General features: G+C 64.1%; 13 protein-coding genes. 9 read left to right on the plus strand and 4 right to left on the minus strand.

What is annotated here, in order from left to right:
• Window positions 1-312: 312 nt before the first annotated feature.
• The 6 genes from C8N35_RS14170 (at window position 313) to C8N35_RS14195 (ending at window position 14655) form a co-directional block, all read left to right on the plus strand.
• Entirely contained in the window at window positions 313-10794 is a 10482-nt protein-coding gene (locus C8N35_RS14170; RefSeq protein WP_146177410.1) for an inverse autotransporter beta domain-containing protein, read from the plus strand.
• A gap of 157 nt (window positions 10795-10951) precedes the next feature.
• Window positions 10952-11455 (plus strand): phage tail protein, encoded by a 504-nt coding sequence (locus C8N35_RS14175; protein ID WP_107990363.1) that lies wholly within the window; start codon window positions 10952-10954, stop codon window positions 11453-11455.
• A gap of 39 nt (window positions 11456-11494) precedes the next feature.
• Window positions 11495-11989, plus strand: coding sequence for a phage tail protein (locus C8N35_RS14180; RefSeq protein ID WP_245926793.1), 495 nt, complete (start codon window positions 11495-11497; stop codon window positions 11987-11989).
• Between the two features lie 10 nt (window positions 11990-11999).
• A complete protein-coding gene (locus tag C8N35_RS14185) occupies window positions 12000-12524 on the plus strand; it encodes a phage tail protein (protein ID WP_107990365.1) in 525 nt (174 codons plus the stop codon).
• A 132-nt stretch (window positions 12525-12656) separates the two neighbouring features.
• Window positions 12657-13985 (plus strand): DUF8189 domain-containing protein, encoded by a 1329-nt coding sequence (locus C8N35_RS14190; protein ID WP_107990366.1) that lies wholly within the window; start codon window positions 12657-12659, stop codon window positions 13983-13985.
• A 100-nt stretch (window positions 13986-14085) separates the two neighbouring features.
• Window positions 14086-14655 (plus strand): GNAT family N-acetyltransferase, encoded by a 570-nt coding sequence (locus tag C8N35_RS14195; protein WP_245926794.1) that lies wholly within the window; start codon window positions 14086-14088, stop codon window positions 14653-14655.
• Window positions 14656-14778: 123 nt separating this feature from the next.
• Here the strand turns inward: C8N35_RS14195 and C8N35_RS14200 are convergent, their stop codons facing one another.
• The gene (locus tag C8N35_RS14200; protein ID WP_107990367.1) at window positions 14779-15072 is read right to left on the minus strand and encodes a DUF6916 family protein; all 294 of its coding nucleotides are present in this window, start codon (window positions 15070-15072) and stop codon (window positions 14779-14781) included.
• A gap of 98 nt (window positions 15073-15170) precedes the next feature.
• Window positions 15171-15650 carry a hypothetical protein gene (locus C8N35_RS14205; protein WP_107990368.1) on the minus strand — a complete coding sequence of 160 codons (480 nt, stop codon included), beginning with the start codon at window positions 15648-15650 and terminating at the stop codon, window positions 15171-15173.
• A 241-nt stretch (window positions 15651-15891) separates the two neighbouring features.
• On the opposite strand from C8N35_RS14205, the gene C8N35_RS14210 reads away from it, so the two are divergent.
• On the plus strand, window positions 15892-16707 hold the full coding sequence (locus tag C8N35_RS14210) for a SapC family protein (RefSeq protein ID WP_107990369.1): 816 nt from the start codon (window positions 15892-15894) through the stop codon (window positions 16705-16707).
• Window positions 16708-16908: 201 nt separating this feature from the next.
• Here the strand turns inward: C8N35_RS14210 and C8N35_RS14215 are convergent, their stop codons facing one another.
• The gene (locus C8N35_RS14215; protein ID WP_107990370.1) at window positions 16909-17457 is read right to left on the minus strand and encodes an invasion associated locus B family protein; all 549 of its coding nucleotides are present in this window, start codon (window positions 17455-17457) and stop codon (window positions 16909-16911) included.
• A gap of 577 nt (window positions 17458-18034) precedes the next feature.
• On the opposite strand from C8N35_RS14215, the gene C8N35_RS14220 reads away from it, so the two are divergent.
• A complete protein-coding gene (locus tag C8N35_RS14220; protein WP_107990371.1) occupies window positions 18035-18589 on the plus strand; it encodes a single-stranded DNA-binding protein in 555 nt (184 codons plus the stop codon).
• 172 nt (window positions 18590-18761) lie between these two features.
• On the opposite strand, the gene C8N35_RS14225 is transcribed toward C8N35_RS14220, so the two are convergent.
• Complete coding sequence (locus C8N35_RS14225; protein WP_107990372.1) at window positions 18762-19811, minus strand: cytochrome-c peroxidase; 1050 nt, start codon at window positions 19809-19811, stop codon at window positions 18762-18764.
• Window positions 19812-20309: 498 nt separating this feature from the next.
• On the opposite strand from C8N35_RS14225, the gene rplM reads away from it, so the two are divergent.
• Window positions 20310-20774, plus strand: a complete 465-nt coding sequence (gene rplM, locus C8N35_RS14230; protein WP_107990373.1) for a 50S ribosomal protein L13 — start codon at window positions 20310-20312, stop codon at window positions 20772-20774.

Here is a 20774-nt window from a genome sequence, read left to right on the forward strand (position 1 = left end):
AAACATGGACAAAAAGAGAACAAGCCGAAATTGAAAGCAGTGCCGTCAGCACCGGGGAAGCGAGCGGAAAGGGGCTTTCTTCCTGTGTTTCCCGGTTGTTTCCGTATGGTAAATTTGCAACAAGATCATGCAAAATGCCGTAACGATAGGCGTTGGCGCGGATAGGTGTTGATGCAAGGAAAACACAGCGGATATCGTGCCGTGGATTCCATTTGTTTCGGGATTTTTCGAATATTTCATGATTTTGTCTGCGAGGTCGACGTGGGGCTATCGGTTCATTCGGGGGGCTTGAACTCTCTGCGCGGGCGGCTGATGACGTCATCCTGTGTCGCTGCCGCAGCGTTGGGCCTCGTGCCGGGCGTGACGCAGGCGGCCGATGGCGACAAGTGGCAGGGCCACGCGGAAAGCGTCTTCCGGCCCGGAACGAACCGGATCGGCGGATCGCTCGAAGCTTTCATTCCGCTCGGTCAGGACGAGGATTCGCTGTTCTTTCTGGATGCCCGTCAGGGTATTTCCGATCAGGTCGATATCTTCGGCAACTGGGGCCTCGGCGTCCGCCAGATCTTCAACCCCAACCTGATTCTTGGCGGCTACATCTATTCCGACGCCACCTTGAAGGACGGCAACAGCTTCTTCGCCACGACCGTGGGCGTGGAGGCGATGACGCCGAACTTCGATGCGCGTTTCAACTTTCACGTTCCGATTTCCAGCGCCAAGAAGAGCGGCGGCGTCAATACCACGACGCTCTCGATCATCAGCAATCGCCTTGTCGAGCAGACCGTTGATACGCTGCTGCGCGACAAGCCGATGTGGGGTTTCGACACCGAAGTGGGCGTCAAGCTGCCGGTGTCGCTCACCAGCGGCGACGACCTGCGTCTTTATGCCGGCGGCTATCATTACTGGGCGGATGACGTGCGTACCGTCACCGGCGGCCGTGGCACGCTGGAATACAGCCTGAACGATGTCTTCGGCATCGACGGTTCGACCCTGTCGCTCGGCGGCACGCTCTCCTATGACAATGTCGACCATGCGGCGCTCACAGGCGAAATTCGCCTGCGCGTGCCGTTGCAGACCGTCTTCGGCGGGGAGGGCGAGCGGCCCGGGCTCTCGCCGCTGGAACAGCGGATGACCGCGCGTGTGCGCCGCGACCTCGATATCCGGCTCGGCGAGGAGCGGGTCGGCGGCGGCGGATCCGTGACGCGGTTCGCCCAGGACGGAACCGGCACCGAATACGGCTACATCTATTACGCCGACGGCGACGGCACGATTGGCGCGGGCACTGCGGCCGATCCGACCACGATCGCCGATGCGATCACCAACGCCACCGACGTCGGCGGCACGACGACCGGGGGGATTGTCGTCCTCGACGGTCAGGCCGGCACGATCACCACGGCGGGCGTGACGCTGCAGGACGATCAGACGGTCGTCGGCGCAGGCGGCTCGATCGGCGTTCTTCTGTCGAACGGCTCCGTCGTTTCCTTCGGCTTCGGCGGCACAAACGCCACCGTTCAGGGCACCGGCGGCGGGGCTGTCTTCACGCTCGCCAACAACAACACGCTGCAGGACTTCTCCATTGCCGACGGCGGCACCGGCGTGTCCGGTTCCGGCATCGATGGGGCGACGATCTCGCGCCTTACGGTGAGCGGCTCCACCGGCAACGGTCTCGACTTCTCCGACACCACCGGCGACATCGCGATATCGAACAGCATGATCGGCGGGCTCACGGGGTCGGGCAATGAGGTCGGCACGGACGGCATTTCGGCGTCGAACGTTGAGAGCCTTGCGATATCCGGCTCCACGATCACCGGTGGCGCGGCAGGCTCCGCCATCGACGTGGACACCGGCGCGAACAACACCGCGCTTGCGATAGACACCTCCACGCTCGCCACCACGGGCGGCGTCGCGGTGGTCGATGCGAACGGCTCCACCGGCGCCGGCACGCTCACCATCACCTCGCTTTCCGGCAACACGGTGCTCGGCGGCAACGGCGAGGACGGTGGCATTGTCGTCGATACCGCGACCCTGCAGGCATCGGGCGGCGGCGATGCGGCTGGCGGCGATACCACCATCGGCACCACGACGGACCGCGTCAGCGGCTCCGGCCTCGTCCTCAACAATGTCGATGGCGGCATCGCCTTCGGGAACCTGAACATCGCCAATTCCGGCGTGGCGGGCGATTATGGCCTGTTCATCCAGGATGCGGGGTCCGGCTTCAACTTCTCCACCACCGGCGGCTCGATCGATTCCGTCGGCGGCACGGCGGTCAAGATCGACCCGGTGACGACCAACGTCACGCTGTCGTCCATCACCTCCACCAATGCCGACGGCGACGCCATCATCCTCGATCGCGTCTCCGGCGCCTTCAACGTGGTCGGCCAGACGACGATCACCAACGCCGGCGGCTGGGGTATCCGGATCGAGAACTCAGACGGCGACATCACCTTCGGCGACGTCGATATCGACACGCCGGGCACCGGCGGCATGTATCAGTCCGGCAATTCCGGCGACATTACCTTCGGCGACGTCACCATCAGCACGCCCGGCTCCGTCGGCGTCGATTTCGAGGGCGCCAACACCGGCCAGACCGTATTCGGCAGCCTGACGATTAACGGACTGACGGGCGGCACCACCGGCATCGATCTCACCGACGGCGGAACGACCACGACGGCCAGCGTCATTATCGGTTCGCTCAATATTTCGGGCACCGGCGGCACCGGCATCGACATGACCGGTTCCACCAATTCCGGCAATGTGGGCACCACGGGCACCGGCACGATCGCCGGGCTCGACATCGGCGTGGACATGACCAACGCCGCCATCACCGGCCTTTTCCAGTTCGGCGACGGTTCCAACCTCGACGGCGACGGCGCGGCCTCCACCATCGATTCCACGACGCCGCTGGTCGTTGCCGGTCTCAGCGGCGCCAGCGGCACCTACAATTTCAACGACGTGAACCTCGTCGGCGACACCTCCGGCCTGATCTCCAGCCAGACGGTCTTCTATGCCGACGCGAACGGCACGGGCACGGGCGCCACGATCAGCGATACCGGATCGATCGCGGATGCGGAGGCCTCGGGCGCCGACGTCATCATTCTGGTGAATACCAACGGCACGAGCGCCGACACCATCACGCTGGGCGGCGACGGCACTCTGACCCTCGACAACGACCAGGACCTGATGAGCTTCGCCACCGGCGACACGATCTCGCTTGCGGGTGGCGCGCCGATGAACGTGCTGCTCTACGGCGTGTCGACGGACATCATCAATCCCTACACGGGACTGGCGCCGACACTGACGACGGTGACGGTGGGCGCCGACACGCTGACGCTCGGCGACGGCAACCTTGTCTCCGGCGTGAACCTGTCGAACGGCGGCGGCGCGGGCGCGGCGGCGATTTCGGGCAGCGGCATCGCGGGCGTCACGATCTCCGGAACCACGATCGCGAATTCGACCGGCGACGGCATCGTGCTTACCGGTGCCTCCGGTGCGATCTCGCTGGCGGATGTGAACGTGACGGGCGCGGCCGGAACGGGCCTCCAGCTCACCAATGTTACGGGTACGGTCGCGGCCAGCAATTCCACGGTGAGCGGCAGCGGTGGTTCGGGCGTCGTGGTGGATGGCGGCAGCCAGAACATGACGCTCGACGTCGATGTGTCGGGCACGACGGGCACGGCGGTCTCCATCACCAACCGCACCGGCGGCACGATCACCTATTCCGGCGCGGTCAACGAGACGGATGGAACCGGCGCCGGTATCTCCGTTTCCGCCAACACCGGCGGCAGCGTCACCTTCACGAGCAAGGTCACGACCCATACCGGCAGCTCGGCGGGCGTCTCCCTGACCTCCAGTTCCGGCTTCTCCACCAGTTTCGGCGGCGGCCTGACGATCGACACGACAACCGGGGTCGGCCTCCACGCGAACGACGGCGGCGATTTGAATGTCTCCGCGACCGCTCAGGACGAGTCCATCACCACGGCCGGAGCCGGCAACAGCATCCTGATCGAGAACGGGACGACCACGTCGTCGGGCCTCAGTCTTGACCGCCTGAATTCCGATGGCGCGTCGACGGCGATTACGGTTACCGACTTTTCCGGCGCCGGTTCGTTCACGATCGGCGACGCGACGATCACCAATCTGGGCAATACCGGCCTCGCTCTCAGCAACATCACGACGACCGGCGCCTTCACAGTTGCCGATATCAGCATCACGGGCGGCGCGACCGGTATCGTCAGCGTCGGCGGGCATACCGCGACCCTGAACCTCGGAACGGGGACCAACGGCCTGTCGGTCGATGGCTCCGGACAGGGGGCAACGTTCAGTGGAGCGCACTCGGCCGTCAATCTCGGCACCGGCGCGGGCGGTCTGCAACTGGGCGCGACCACGGCGATCGCGGGCGACGGTGTCTTTTTTGCCACAAACAGCACCGGCACCTTCACTGTCGGCAACGCCGGAGTGACTTCTCAGATCAACGTCACCTCCGGCTCGGCGACGGCGGACGGCATTCACTATTTCCTGTCGGATGCCGACATCACCCTGACCAACGTCGCCATTTCTGGGGGCGGCGGCTACGGCGTTCTGGTCAGCGACAACAACGGCACGGGCCAGGTCACGCTTGCCGGCACCAACACCATCGACGGCACCGGCCTCGGCGGCGTGTCGTCCTCCGGCGCCAACGTCTCGCTGTCCGGCCTTACCGTCGGCGGAACAAGCGCGGTCGGCGGGGCGGGTGTCACGATCGATGACAACGCACAGAACATCGTCGCCGGGCTGAGCGGCGTTGCCGTCATCAATGCGGCCGGCGCGGGCATCGATATCGACGGCACCGGCGGCGGTTCGATCACGATCGAAGCGTTTGGCAACAACTCCGTCACCACGGCGGGCGGGGCGGGCGTCTCCCTCGATACCGTCACCTTCGATGCCGATGGCGGCACGGCCGGCGGCGGCGATGCGGATTTCACCGGCGATACCGTCAACGGCGGCACGCTTCAGGTCGGGCAGGGCGGTACCGTCGCCGGCGCGGGCGTCAGCTTCGCCAACGTCTCGGGCGACGTCTCATTCGGTGCAGTCGACATTTCGTCCGTCGGCAACGCCTTCACGGTCACCGGCACCGGCGCGCTGAATGCTGGCGCTGGCACCGGCTTCCAGTTGGCGACCACCTCCGGAACGATCAGTTCGTCAACCGGATCAGGCGTTTATTTCGATCCGTTCACGGCGAATGTGACCTTGACCTCGATCACCTCGAACGGCGGTCAGGGGCTGGTGCTTGATGCGATCGGCGGCAGCTTCACGGTGACCGGAGACGTGACGGTCAACGGGGCGACCGGCAACGGCATCGACATTTCCAATTCGTCCGCAACCGTCAGCATCCAGGGCACGACCACGGTCACCAGCCCGGGTGGCGATGGCATCGCTCTGACCGACAACACGGGTACGGTCACCTTCAATGAGGTCACGATCAGCGATCCGAACGGTGCGACGGGCGGCGTCGGCATCGATGTCGAGGGCACGAATGCCGCGATCACCTTCGGTAATGTCTCGATCACCGGGCTTGGCGACGACGACACCGGCCTCGATCTGTCGGGCGCGACGCTGACCGGCGCGCTGCTGGTCAATTCCATCGCCATCCAGGGCGTTTCCTCCACCGCGACCGATGTCGAGAATTCCATCGGCGTCAATCTCACCGGAGTCCTCGGCAACCAGATCGTCTATCTGGGCAGCCACGCCACACCCGCTTCGGGACCCTCGGCCTCCATCGTCAACCTGGAAACCGGCGTCCTCATCGACAACACGGCCGCGGTCCAGTTCGCCTTCGGCGACGGTGAGAGCGCGTCGGATGTCGCGAGCGTCATTTCCGTCGTCGCGGGCGGTTATACGATCGACGCCGGCTCCGGCACGCTCGGCGCCTCGACCTTCGATTTTTCCGACGTCACGTTCACCGGCGATCCGAACTTTCCGTCGGCGACCAGCTATATCTTCGTCAGCGCCACGGCGACGAACGGCACCGGCGACGGCAGCTACGCCAATCCCTATTCGGTGTCGGATGCCGACGCGATTCTCACGAGCACGGCGAGCTTCGTGTTCCTTGATGGCGTCTACGATTTCGCGACGCTGAACGGCGGCAACGCCTTCACGCTTTCCGGCGACCAGACCGCGCAGGGCCTCGCCTTCGCAAACGAGGTGACCTACGGCGTCAACCAGCCTGCGAATATCATCGGCGATTTCGGCGGTAGCCTTGGCGGTACGATAACGGGCGGCGGCAGTCAGGAATTCACCAACACCGGCAATGCCTCGGTCTTCGACCTACAGGGCAACAACCGGCTGAGCTACGTCACCGTCGATGCGTCCTCGCTGACGGGCGACGCGATCACTGCGTCCAGCCACGGCGGCGCGGTGACGATCGAGGAGGTCGAGGCGATCAACCTCGCCGCGACCTCGGCCATGTTCTCCTTCTCGGGCCTGACCGGCGGCGTCTTCGTGCAGGACAGCCAGGTCACGATCAGCCAGGGAACCCTGTTCCAGATCTCCGGCGGCACGGCCACCTACACGTTCGATGCCGGCACCATCGCCACGACGAGCGCGGCGGGCTTCCTGTCGGTCACCGGCACGGCGACGCTGCTCGATATCTCCGGCACCACCGGCGGCAGCGTTTCCGCGACGGGGCTTTCCTCGCAAGGCACAGGCTCCGCGCTCGTTGCCGACGACAACGACGCGACCATCGATTTCACCGGCCTTTCGGCGACGAACCACACGGGCGCCAATTCGATCTTCGATATCGATATCGGCACGGGCGGTTCGACCGGCGCGATCACCTTCGACGCGACGTCGGCCTTCTCCACCGGCAACACCGCGACGATCTTCGAGATCGGCGCCGGTGCGCGAAACATCGATGCGGATGCGGTCGATATCACGCTGACGGGTGCGGTTCGCGAGGCCATCTCCATTACCGGCCAGTCCGGCGGCGCGATCAGCTTCGGCGCGCTCACCTATGACGGGACCGGCGCAACCGGGGCTTCGGCCATTGCGGTCAGCGGTCAGAGCGGTGGCACGCTCACCTTCGGCGCGGTCGACATCGGATCGACAACGGCCTTCAACAATTCCGGCAACACCGCCGTCAGCCTCGCCGGCTCGGGCGGAACGGTAACCTTCGCCGATCTCGATATCACCACGGCGGCGGGAAGCGGCCTGAGCGCGGGCGGCATCACGCTCGACATCAACGGCACGTCAACCATATCGACAACGGGCGGCGCGGCGCTCACCCTGTCGGGGACGGCGATCGATGCCGGCGGCATCAGCTTCACCTCGCTTGCCTCCAGCGGCGCCACGGGCGACGGCATTTCGGTCCAGAACACGACCGGCGGCGCGCTGTCGCTGGGCACCATCGATATCGACGGATCGGGCGGGGCCGGGGTGCTGGTTTCCGGCAATGGCACCACCGTCTCGATTGCGGGCGGCACGGTTGACGGAACGACCGGAAACGGCATCACGATCACCAATTCCGCCGCTTCCGTCACGGGCGTCACCTTTGGCGGAACGACCGCCATCGGCGGCAACGCCGTTGCTGTTTCCAATACGGACGCGACGGCGCGCACCGTCACGCTGACCTCTCTTTCGAGCGGCGCGACGACCGCGATTTCCGGGGCGGGCATTTCCGCATCCTCCACCGGCGCGGGCACGCTGACGCTGTCGGTGCAGGGCGCCAATCTGGCATCCACCGGCGCCGCCCTCGTCACGACGGACGGCGGCACGGCCGGCCAGCTCGTGCTCGATCTCGGCTCGTCCTCCGCCAACACCTTCGAGCGCGGCTCTGCCGGGGCGACCGTCTCCATCACCGGCAGTGCGGCCAATTCCACGATTCTCTCCGCGCTTGGTGGACTGACGGTCACCGGCAACGGTACCGGCGGCGGCGTGCTGTTCGACGAGGTGACCTTCGACGCCAGCGGGACGGCACTTTCCGGCACGGCGGTCACCGCCACCGGTGCCGTCCAGATCGGCCAGGACGCCTCGAACCGGGTTGCGGGCGACGGTTTGCGCTTCGATGCGCCGGAGGGCAGGCTCAACCTCGGCGATCTCGACATCTACAACGATGCCGGCACCGGCCTCTATGTCGATACCAAGACCAATGGCACGACCTTCACGCTGACCAATTCGGTCGCCACCAGCACCATCGACACCACCAACGGCACGGCGATGTTCCTCGATCCCCTGTCGGCGGATCTGACGTTCAACACCGTGTCTTCCACCAATTCCGGCACCACCGGCATCACCTTCGACGGAGTGACGGGCGTGGGGACGGGCTCCAACGGGGTGACGATCTCGACGCTTTCGGTCTCCGGGGCGACGGGGGCAAGCGTGCTGGTCAATGCTTCATCGGGCGCGTTCTCGCTCGGCAACGCGACCATTTCCGGTGGCTCCGGCATCGGCGTCAGCATCGTCGGCGGCAGCGCGGATGTCACCTTCGCAGCTGGCTCATCGCTGACCCAGACGGCCAATGCGGCCGCCGTTTCGGTTTCCGGCGGCCACACCGGCAGCCTGACCTATTCCGGCACGATCAATGCCACCAACGGCACCGGCCTGCAGTTCGACAATGCCGACGGCACGTCCTACAGCTTCACTGGCGCGGTGACGCTGAACGGGGGTGATGCGGGCGTCGATATCGTGAACGGTTCGGATGCCTCGTTCACCTTCTCCAACACCAGCATCACGAGCCCGACGGGCACCGCGTTCACCATCGCGGACTCCAATGTCACCAGCCTGACGTTCGGCGGTTCGATCACCCAGAACAACGCAGCCGGCGCCTTCGCGGTTACCAATTCCACGGGCGGCGTCCACAACATCGCCGCTGCCATCACCGCCAACACGACATCTGCCAACGCGGTGTCGATCGCTTCCAGCGGCACGTTCAACTTCTCCGGCGATCTCTCCCTCACGACCTCCAGCGGCAACGGCCTCTCAATGACCGGCGGCACGCTGTCGGTCATGGGCACGAACACGGCGATTTCGACCTCCACCGGCACGATCCTCTCGCTTTCCGGCACGACGATCGCCGCCTCGGGCGTCACCTTCGACACGCTGACCGCGACCGGGGCGGTCACCTCCAGCGCCATTTCGTTGAACAATGTGTCGGGAACCGGCGCGATTTCGGTGACGGGCGCTACCACAATCACCAACCCGACGGCGGCCGGCGTCCTGATCTCCGGCACGCTCGGCGCCGACGTCACCTTCGCCGATCTCAACATCGCGCTTGAGAGCGACAACTCGATCGGCATCGACGTCTCCGGCGCGACGATCAATGCCGACATCACCGCCGGCGATTTCGATCTGACGAGCAGCAGCGCCACGGGCACGACCGGCATCGATCTCGGCGGCACCACCGGCACCGGCACCATCCAGATCGGCGACACGGCCGTGGGCGGCGGGGATGCGACCATCGCAGGCACGGCCGGCAATACCGGCGGCCCGACGACGGGTGTGCTCTTCTCCTCCACGACGAACGTCACCTTCGTCTTCGGCGACGGCGAGAGCGCAACCGATACCGGGTCTTCCATCACGGCGGTAACGCCGGTGGACGACGACGGCTCGGGCTTGCCGGCGAGCGGCAGCTACAACTTCCTCGATGCCACGCTGACGGGCGATACATCCTCGATTTCGGGCGCCAGCTATTATGTGGTCGATACGGCGAATTCGGGCGGCACAGGCACCTTTGCCGATCCGGGCACGGTGACGGGCGCGGAAGCGGCCAACGTCGATGTGATCGTCGTGATCGACACCACGGTGGATGGTTCCTCCACGACGCTCGATCTCGGCTCCGGCGCCTTCGATCTGGATCAGGATCAGATCCTGGTCGGGCTGGTGGCCGGCGAGAGCTTCGATCCGACAGCCTACGGGCTGGCCACGGGCGCGCCGGCGGCGTTCCAGTTTTCCGGCAGCTTTTCCAGCGCCATCGCAGCCCCCAACACCGGTACGATCGACACTGTCGATGCGACGATCACATCGTCCGGTTCGGCCACCGTCAATCTCAACGCCGCCGGCGGCAGCGTGGTCGACGGCATCCGGGCGACCAATACCTCATCCTCGGCCAGCTCTGCCGTGGTGCGCGGCGCCCAGATCAACGGCTCGCTCCAGGTCCGCAACTCCACGCTCACGAATTCTGGTTCCGGTCACGGCGTCTATCTCACGCACACGGCCGGAACGACGTTCACCACCGCCTTCACGATCGACAACAACACGATTTCCACCGGTACGACCTTGAACGATCACGCCGGCGTCACGATCGAAAGCTCCGCAACGTCAACGTCGGGCGTCCTGAGCGGAACGGTTTCGAACAACACGATCAGCGGCGGTCACTACGGCGTCTATATCCACCAGATTGCAGGTTTTGCGAGCCAGACCACGGTCGATATCGATACCAACATTATCTCCAACACGCGCAACGGCGTCTTCGTGAGGCAGGATGGCGTGGGGCGGGCGGATACGACGATCACCAACAACACGGTGAATTCGCCGCTTGACGTGGTCTCCAACGGCATCCTCTTCTTCGTCGGCAATTCCACGGCGCCGACGATCTGCGCCGATGTGACCGGCAATACCCTCGCCAGCGGCTCCAGCGGCAATTCGATCTATTTCGACACCTATCCGTCGACGTCGTTGATCCTGCCGGGCTACGCAGGCGGCTCGACCAGCGAGGCCAACATCCGCACGTTCCTCGACGGCAACAACACGGCGACGGTCAATTCCGCCGATGTGTTCCTCGATAGCGGTGCGACCGCCGTCAGCGGGACCTGCACGCTTCCCTGAGGACGCGTGCACCGGGTCGGTTTCTCGATACTAATTTTGTTGAAGCTGCGAGATTCCCTTGCGGCAATAGGGTGCGTAAGGATAAAAGAAAAGAGGTATTTGGAAGCGTTTTCGCATTGATTTGAGTTTTGTCGTCCTTGGGAGGAGTCATTACTTCATGGCCGAGCCATTTCTTGCCGAAATCAAGATAATCGGTTTCAATTTCGCGCCACGCGGTTGGGCCTTTTGCGACGGTCAGATCCTGCCGATCAACCAGAACCAGTCACTCTATTCGATTCTCGGGACGACCTATGGCGGCGATGGGCGGACGACCTTTGCCCTGCCGGACCTCCGAAGCCGGACCCCCGTTCACAGTGGGGAGGACTACCGGCTTGGTGCAAAGTCGGGCAGCGAGACGGTCACACTGACCGTGGCGCAAATACCGGAGCATTCACATAGTGTGTTCGCGTCTAGTACGATCGCGGACCAGCGATCTGTCGATGGTACCGTGCTGGCGCAATCGCCAATGCTCTACGCCGATCCGCAGGTCGGCAACATGACACAATTGCGCAGCGGCACGGTCGTCAACACGGGCGGTAACCAGGCGCACAACAACATGCAACCTTACCTGACGCTCGGGTTCTGCATCGCCCTTCAAGGGCTCTTTCCGTCGCGCAACTGAGGGGCGATCATGTCGGAACCATATGTTGGCGAGATCCGCATGTTCGCGGGCAATTTCGCACCTCGAGGCTGGGCTTTTTGTGACGGCCAGCTTCTGGCCGTCAGCCAGAACGACGCGCTGTTCTCGTTGTTCGGAACGATTTACGGCGGCGACGGCCGCACGACGTTCGGTCTGCCGGATCTGCGGGGGCGCATTCCGCTTCACCAGGGGCAGGGCCCGGGGCTGAGCGAGCGAAGGCTCGGATCCAAAAGCGGTGCGGAATACGAGACGCTGACGGTCAACCAGATGCCTTCCCATAGCCACCCTTTTTCGGGATCGACGGCGGAGGGTGAAAGTGACGGATCGCCGTTCGACCGTGTTGTAGCCAATACGGAAGGCTTCACATTGTATCTCGCGGACGAGCCCCAACTGGCGTCCATGGCGAACACCGCGATTTCCAATATCGGCGGCTCTCGGCAGCATACGAACCTGATGCCGACCCTTTGCGTCCATTTCATTGTCGCGTTGTTCGGCATTTATCCAAGCCGACACTGAGGGGGCGTGCATGTCTGAACCATTCATCGCTGAAATCCGTATCTTTGCCGGCAACTTCGCACCACGCGGGTGGGCCTTCTGCGACGGTCAGCTGCTGCCGATTTCACAGAACACGGCACTGTTTTCGCTGATCGGCACCACCTATGGCGGCGATGGGCGCACCACGACCGCGCTGCCGGACCTGATGGGCAGGGCTCCCATGCATCCCGGCAGAGGGCCGGGACTGACAAGCCGCCGGTTGGGCCAGAAGGTCGGCGTGGAGACCGTCACGCTGACGGAAGCGCAGTTGCCAAACCACTCGCATACCATGCGGGGTACGACTTCGCGCGCGAGCGGTTCCGAGCCGAGCTCAACCGCTTCCCTGGCGCGCTCCACCAATCCGATCTACCAGTCGCAAGCCTCATCCAATTTGGAGCCCATGAGTTACGAGACGCTTGAGGTGGCGGGCGGAAGCCAGTCGCACAACAACGTGCAGCCGTATCTCACTTTGAACTTCATCATAGCGTTGCAGGGTCTTTATCCCTCGCGCAGCTGAGCGGGCGGGCGTAGACGCGCGCGCCGCGGCGAAAAGGCCTCAGGCTCACAAGTCACAAGTCGCGCCGCGCTAGCAATACGCCGGGGCACGGTTTCCGGCGGATCTGGACCCGACAGGCAGGAGGGACTGACCATGGTCGAAGAAGCAGGCGCCAAGGCTGCGGCCGACGATACCACCGCGTTGCTGGAAGACGATGTGGCGGTTGTGCCGTCCAATGATCGCGATGCCGTCACCGAGCCGGTAGCGGCTGCGAACATGCGTATTCTTGTCGGTGCGCTGGTGGCCGGGGCAGGGGGTGGCTGCACGTTGGTGACGACTGTCCAGCAAAGCCCCGATGGTTCGTTTCCTCCTGCCGGATCCGCTGTTCCCGTCAACGATGTTGCTTATGACCCGGTACTGGCCGGTGCGACCGCCATGGATGGACGCATCGTCTTCGCCGCCGTGCGCGCGGCGGACAAGGGCGTCGATCTGATATTCCAGCACGGGGGCGAATTCGCGTCGGGACCGGCCTTTCCTGATACGCCGGGGGCGGAATGGGATACGCCGCTCGATCTCGGCCGGCCCGCCGAGACAGTCTTCACCGAACTGCTGATCGGGCTTGATGCGTTGGGGCGGACCTCCGTCTTCGGGGTTTCGGACGTCGGTGATGTCTGGTGGCTTTTCAAGAAGCCGCCGAAGGTGGTGGAAAGGGAAATCACCATTACCCCGCCCGGCGCCCGCGAACCAATCACCATCAAGGTGCCGGAACTCGGTCCCGCCGACCCACCGTTCAGCGGCTGGCAGAAACTTGACGGCGCGACCGTCACGAAGCTGGCGCTTGCCAATAATGCCGACGACCGCATCATCCTGTTTGCGATCACGGACGGTGGCGACGTTGTCTTCAACGAGCCGCGCGTCATGAACGCCTCAGATCCCTCTGACTGGTACGGTTGGGAGGTTGTGTCCGGGGACGGGCTCGCCCCCTTCACGGAAATCGGCGCATCGCTCGATGACAGCGAGCGCGTGAACGTGTTCGCTCTGGACGCTCAAAACGAGATTTCTCACGCCCGGCAGGTAAAGGCGGGTTGCCGCGCGTGGACGGGGTACGTCCATCCGGGGCTGACGCTGGCCGGTCTCGGCTGCCTGGCCGTGGGGCTCAATGCTTCCGGCAATGTCGCGCTGGGCGCCGCGAGCCATGATAACGTCGCGTGGACGAACCTGGAACGCGTTGCGGTGCCGGGCGAATGGGGCGGCTGGCAACCCAGTGCCCATGTGCCGGCAACGACGGCGATGGCTTTCGGGTTCAATGCGAACCGCGCCCTGGCCCTCTTCGGGCTGACGCCGGCCGACGAGGGGGGAACCGTCTGGATGGTTGCCCAGGCGGCGCCGGGGTCTTCGGAATGGAGCGCGTTCGGCACGTCCGTTCTCGATGGCGCGGTGACAATGGCTGTTGTGCGCGATCTCAGCATCGCGGCTGGGTAAGTGTGGCGAACGGACAGGGCGTTTGCACGATCGGTGTGATCGCGGGCACGCTTGAACGCCCGAGTTATGCGGCATACTCCCGGAGGAAAGGAAATCGGACGTGAGCGATGATGGAATTGCCTTGCCGCGAGCGACCTCCCGTGGCCTGCGCTTTCGCGAGATCCGGCCTGAGGATCAGGACTTCCTGCGCATCCTCTATTCTTCGACCCGCGCCGATGAGATGGCGCAGGTTCCCTGGGGCGCGGAGCAGCGGGCGCATTTTCTGGCGATGCAGTTCGAAGCCCAGCACGCCCACTACATGCGCCACTTCAGCAAGGCGGATTTCTGGCTGATCGAGCGCGATGCCGATCCGGTTGGCCGCCTCTATCTCGACGAATGGGACGATGAACTGCGTCTGATCGACATCGCGCTGATGCCGGAGCACCGGGGGCAGGGGCTTGGCCGGCTCGTGCTGAGCGACGTGATGGAAGCGGCGGCGCATCGGGGGAAGCCTGTGCGGGCCCATGTCGAGAAGACCAATCCCGCCCAGCGTCTCTATGCCCGGCTCGGCTATCGGGTCATCGAAGACAAGCAGGTCTACGACCTGCTGGAGTGGCATCCCGATTGGGGCGTGCATGCAATCGAGCCTCACCCGGAGGTCTGGGAGTTGGAGAACCGACCGTCGAATTGAGGTGCGCCCAATTCAAGGCCGATGAGGGATCGGTTCCCGCAATGAAGACCGCAATCGCGAAGGGCGATGTCGAAACAGGTGCGCGCGGAAAGATATCGGCTGCGAGATGCCTCGGCGCGGCACTCAGGTGAACACCGCTTCAAAGCCCATGCCCTCGCCGAGCGGGCCGATCGGCACCAGGAACAGGCTGATCTCGCCGATGGCGCGGTGATGGACCGGGCAGAGTTGCTGCGCGATCTCGAGGCCGTCGTCCCCGCGGAACACAAGCGAGAAGGCGCCTCCCTGCCGCACCGCCTTGCCAAGCGCGCTCGCCTCGTGCAGCACCAGCTCGATCTCCCTGTCGGCGGTGCGCACGCGAAAGGTCTCGCCGATCAGCGGTGTAAAGGTACTCACTTCGAGCGTGGCGAGATCTGTCATGGGCGGCCTTGTCGTTGAACGATGCTGCGATGGGTGCAGCCTTGAGCAGTGGCACTGACCTTACGGTATGACGAATGGCCGGCCAAGGCCTTTGCGGGTCAGCTGCCCGCCCCGGATTCCGGGTCGCGCTGCGGCCCTATTTTCGGTTTCGCGCGCCTGATGATCCGCACCGGCGGGAAATCGGCGAGCCGGCGGGCGAGGTCACTCATGCGTGCAGCCTGTTGGGGCTGCGAGGCGTTCGCGGTGGAGCTTTCCTTTGCCGGGACCGGGACCGGGGCCGAGACCGAGGCCGAGATCGGGGCCGGTGTCATTTCGCGAATGGAGGCGAAGGTGCCTTCCACCACCGATTCGAAGCCGCCCTGGTGGAGCGCGGCGAGAAATTGCAAAGTCCGGGCCGCCGCGCCGTCGAACTCCCAGCGGCACGCGTCGAACCGGCAGCCGCGGATCTTCGGCGGTTCGCCGCCACGATAGACGAGCCGGCAATCGCGAAAGCGGCAATTCTCTAGGCTGTATCCGTCGATGACGATGGTTTCGCTGATGAAGTCCCTGCCCGAAATCGTCTTTTGGGTTTCGCTCACCGGCCTGCTCCAATAGACTGCGGCGCGTTCCGCCTGATCGCCCCATGCGCCAACGGATCATATCCGCACGGTCGCGGCAATAGGCAGGAAACATAAGGCATATTCGCTGCCTGAGCCATGCGGGAGGGGGCGGGTGGCGCCGCCGTATCACGCGCGAAAGCCGGAGAATCCGGAGCGCATGCGCGATTCGACGGCGGAGCGGTTTGTTTGACGTGGAATTTCCGGTTCAGGACCTGATCTCATGACGGACGAGACAACGATGGCTGCCACCATGGCGAACGGTGCAAAAAACGGGAACGGATCCCAGCCGGCCGCCGATGCCGGGAGCGGTACGGGGCAGGGCATCCTGCCGCTGTTCTATTCCGCACCGGAAGCGCTGAGCCCGGAACGCCATGGCGGGCTGGGGCTCGACCCCGGACAGGATGTCGGCTTCGCCGCCAGGACACAGGCCGTGCCGATCACGCTGGCGGAATTTCCGGCCGCCTGCCGCACCTATCCGATCGTTTTCGTGGGCAGTGGAACGCCGCAGCCGGTGGCGATCGTCGGCCTGCACCAGAACGAGAATCTGTTCGTGGAAGCGGACGGGCGCTGGGCGGATGCGGCCTATGTGCCCGGCTATGTGCGCCGGTATCCCTATATTCTCGTGCGCGAGAATTCGGGCGAGAACTTCGCGTTGTGTGTCGACAGGGCGAGCCCGCGCCTGCGCGAAGGCGGCGAAATGCCGCTTTTCGTGGATGGGAAACCTTCCGAATGGACGGAAAAGGCGCTTGAATTCTGCGCCGCCTTCCAGCGCCAGGCAAGCACCACGGAGGCCTTCGTCAAGCGCCTGCAGGAGCATGACCTGCTGGTGCCCAACCAGGCCCAGTTCACGCTCAAGAACGGCGATACGGTGCGCATCGCCGATTATATGGTGATCGACGAGCGCAAGCTTCAGGCTCTGCCCGACGAGGTCTTCCTGGCTCTGCGTCACGAAGGCGTGCTGGCCGGCATCTACTGCCAGTTGGTCTCCTCGCAGTCGTGGGGCGACCTTGCCCGCCGCGCCCAGGTGGAAGAATAAGCCAGGTCGCATGGCCGCTGTCTCTCGCGCGCTGGCGGAAGGCGCAGCGGCCCCATTCGGGATGAGCCCCGATGCGGCGATACATCGACGCTGGGGCCGGCCGCCCGTTTCGGCCGGCAGGTCGCCGGCGTTCTTCAGCCATTCGTCATTCTTGAACGATTCTTTCCGGTCGGGCGGTTCCGCCGGATCGGAAAGCGGGCTTTAGCCGCCGAAGCTGGACACCCGCTGATAGGCTTCCGAGAAGCCCGTGAGCGAGACGGGGACGACGAGTTCCTGCCGCTTGCCGCTCTCGAAGCTCACCTTGAGCTGGGTTCCCTTGCGCAGCGCCTCCAGAAGGCCGTCGTCGATCTCGGCGATGGCGTAGGCGCCGTTTGCATCGCTGGTTTCCACCTCGATCTTCTTCTTGCCTGCCTCATCTACGGCAATACCGATTCCCGCGGGGAAGTAGACCCCGTGCGGCAGGCCGACGATCAGGCGCGGATGTTCGGCCTTTTCCTGTTTCTGCACGGCGATGGTGAGAAGACGCTTGCCGGTATTCTTCATGGCGAGCGTTTGAACCATCTGGCACTGGCTGCCGCCACCGGCAGCGGTATCTGCGCATGAAACGGACCAAAGTCGGGCGTTTTCGGTGGTCGCCGCCGCGGCCGGCTGTTCTTGCCTGGTGCCCTGCGCCAGGGCGACGGGCGCGGAAAGACCGGCGGCCAGAAGTGCGGCGGCCGTCATGAGGCGGAACGAGGGACGAAACGACATTCAGGAAACCTCCGAGAGAAAACAGTCGGGCGCTAATAGAGGCGGCACCGTAAAGCAACCTTCGCGGCGATGGAACGTCGCGACACGAAAAAGGGTGGCCAATCCATCGTGGGGCGCGCGCTCGGGGCTGCGGGGCGGTTGACTTGGCGGGTAAAAAGAACAAAAAAGGAACATACCTATCCGGGTCTGTTTCCGTATCGCCCGGGTCCCATGCGGTTGTGGAAAACGGCGCCATTTGCGCGCGGGCAGAGGCGGGAGCGTCTAGAGTGACGGACTTGCTTCGCCCCGCAAGGCGCGCAACCCCGGCCGCGAACGCGGCCAGGATGCGTGATGCGAAACAGGTTTGCCGGCGGATGGCCTGTGGCAAAGCCGTGTGGCGGGTTGCGTTGCCCGCGCGGCTCGCGTACTGCCGGCGCACGAACGCGAGCCGCACCGCGAACAGCGATCGTTCCGGCGAAAGCTGCGGTGAACCCGGCTGCGGGCACGGAGCGACGAATTTTAAGCGACGAATGTCTGCCGTGGGCGCTGCGATGCACGCGTAACCGGGCCGGCATCAGCGAATGGAACGGAGTCAATCATGGCTGGAAGCGTCAACAAGGTCATTCTGGTCGGCAATCTCGGGGCCGATCCGGATATCCGCCGCACACAGGACGGCCGGCCGATCGCCAACCTGAGCGTCGCAACCTCCGAGACATGGCGCGACCGCAACACCGGCGAACGGCGCGAGCGCACCGAATGGCACCGCGTGGTGATCTTCAACGAAGGTCTTTGCAAGATCGCGGAGCAGTACCTGAAAAAGGGTGCGAAGGTTTATCTCGAGGGCCAGCTTCAGACCCGCAAGTGGCAGGACCAGAGCGGCCAGGACAAGTACTCGACCGAGGTCGTGCTGCAGGGCTTCAACTCCGCGCTGACGATGCTGGACGGGCGCGGTGAAGGCGGTGGCCAGAGCGGTGGCTTCAGTGGCGGTCAGGGCGGCGGATCCGATTTCGGTCGCTCGCGCCCGGCTGATCCTGGTTATGGCGGCGGCCAGGGTGGTGGCCAGGGCGGCTATGGCGGTGGTCAGCCCCAGGGCGGTGGCCAGGGGGGCAGCCGGCCGATCGCGGACGACATGGACGATGATATCCCGTTCTGAGCCTGAACGCTCAGCCAGGACGATCCTTTCGAAAGGCCGGTCCCGCCGCATGGGGCCGGCCTTTTGCGTTTGTGCGGGGACGGCATCGCCGTCGCCATGTCTCCTCTTGTTGCAGGCAAAATATGGCCCGGCGACTCTCGGGGCCGGGCCAGGTCTTGCTTGGGGGAGGACGTTATTTCGCGATCATCAGTTCCGGCAGTGGCGTCGTGTCGGTGGAAGCCGGCAACAGCGGATACTCGACCTGCGGCTGTTCACCGGTCAGCGTGTCAAGGAAGGCGACGATGGCGTCGATTTCCTCGTCATTCAGGTCTTCGCCCAGCTGCGCGGTTCCCATCACGGCGACGGCCTGCTTCAGGTGCCACACGTTGCCGGAATGGAAGTAGGGGGCGGTCAGCGCAACGTTTCTGAGCGGCGGAGCGCGGAACACGTACTCGTCGCTCGCCGTGTCGGTCACCGCGAAGCGGCCCTTGTCGGCGCGCGGCAGGATGTCGGCCCCCGGCTGTTCCACGACACCGAAGGGATAGTAATCGTTCCCGCCGATGTTCACGCCGTTGTGGCAGGCGACGCATCCCTTGTCCATGAAGAGCTGCAGGCCCTGCTTCTCGTGGGCGGTCATCACCGTTGTGTTGCCTTCCAGGAACTGGTCGAAACGCGAGGAGGGGGTGATCAGCGTCGTCTCGAAGGCCTCGATCGCCTTGGCGACATTGTCGAAGCTGACGGGATCTTCCTCACCCGGGAAGGCTTCGGTGAAGGCACCGACATAGGCGGGAATGCTCTTCAACACCTCAACCACGCGCTCCGGCTTGGAGTTCATTTCCACGCCGGCCTGAATGGGGCCCTTCGCCTGGGCCTTCAGGTCTTCTGCGCGTCCGTCCCAGAACTGGGCGACGTTGAAGAGCGCGTTCAAAACGGTGGGCGCATTGCGCGGGCCCTTCTGCCAGCCGTGACCGACCGAGGTCGACAGGCCGTCGGCTCCCGCAAGGCCGACATTGTGGCAGGTATTGCAGGACAGCAGGTGGGATGACGACAGGCGCGGATCGAAGAACAGCATCTTGCCGAGCCGCACCTTGTCATGCGTTATCGCGTTATTCTTCGGTGCCGGTACCACGGTGGGGATCGGTTCGAAGTAGGATTTCGCGTCTTCGATGAGTTGATCCTGGGCAACGGCCGGCGCGGCCGAAGTCATCATGACGATCGCTAGTGTTGCAAGTAGGCGTTTCATGGAAAGGCCCCCTTTCTGGAGCGTCCGGACCGGCACTCGGGCCGGTCGGACAAGACGTGCCAAGGGCGGTTCGCTGCGGTTTGATCTGGCGTGGTATCGCAGCAAAACCAGCCGTCGGCACGTTCAGCAGACCATCCCGGCAGGGGCTGTAACTTTGATGTGGGTCAACTAAATTTTTTAATTGAAAAATTCCAAGGTAGAAACCGCATGGGACCATTGTCGGCAGGTGACGACGCCGGGGCAATTTCGAAGCCTGAAATCAGGGTCCAAATGTGTGGTAACTAGTTACCTTTTTTGCAAGTTATTGTTTTTACGCATGTTTTTCGAAACATTCTGCTTGACGTGCCTGCCGCCTCTCTATATTACCTCCACCGATCCTGCGGCGGACGGGTCTTGCCCCCTGAGGCAATTCGCGCCGACGCCCAAACAGCAATTGTCCGGCAATGGAAGGCTTCTCTTGCCTTGCGAAACCGGACACCGTCATCTCGGATGCGAGTCATGAAGACCTTTTCTGCCAAACCGGCGGATATCGAGAAGAAGTGGATTCTGATCGACGCCGAAGGGCTCGTCGTTGGCCGCCTCGCCTCGCTGATCGCCATGCGCCTGCGCGGTAAGCACAAGGCCACGTTCACACCGCATGTCGATTGTGGCGACAATATCGTCGTCATCAATGCCGGCAAGGTGGTGCTTACGGGCAAGAAGTACACCGACAAGAAGTATTACTGGCACACCGGTTTCCCCGGCGGCATCAAGGAGCGCACCGCGCGCGCCATCCTTGAGGGTCGTTTCCCGGAGCGTGTGCTCGAGAAGGCCGTGCAGCGCATGATGCCCGGCGGCCCGCTGACCCGCACTCAGCTCAAGAACCTCCGGATCTACTCCGGTTCCGAACACCCGCATGAAGCTCAGCAGCCGGAAACGATCGACGTTGCTTCCTTCAATGCCAAGAACGCGAAGAGGGGCTGA

The sequence above is a fragment of the Breoghania corrubedonensis genome, assembly GCF_003053845.1.
Classification (GTDB): domain Bacteria; phylum Pseudomonadota; class Alphaproteobacteria; order Rhizobiales; family Stappiaceae; genus Breoghania; species Breoghania corrubedonensis.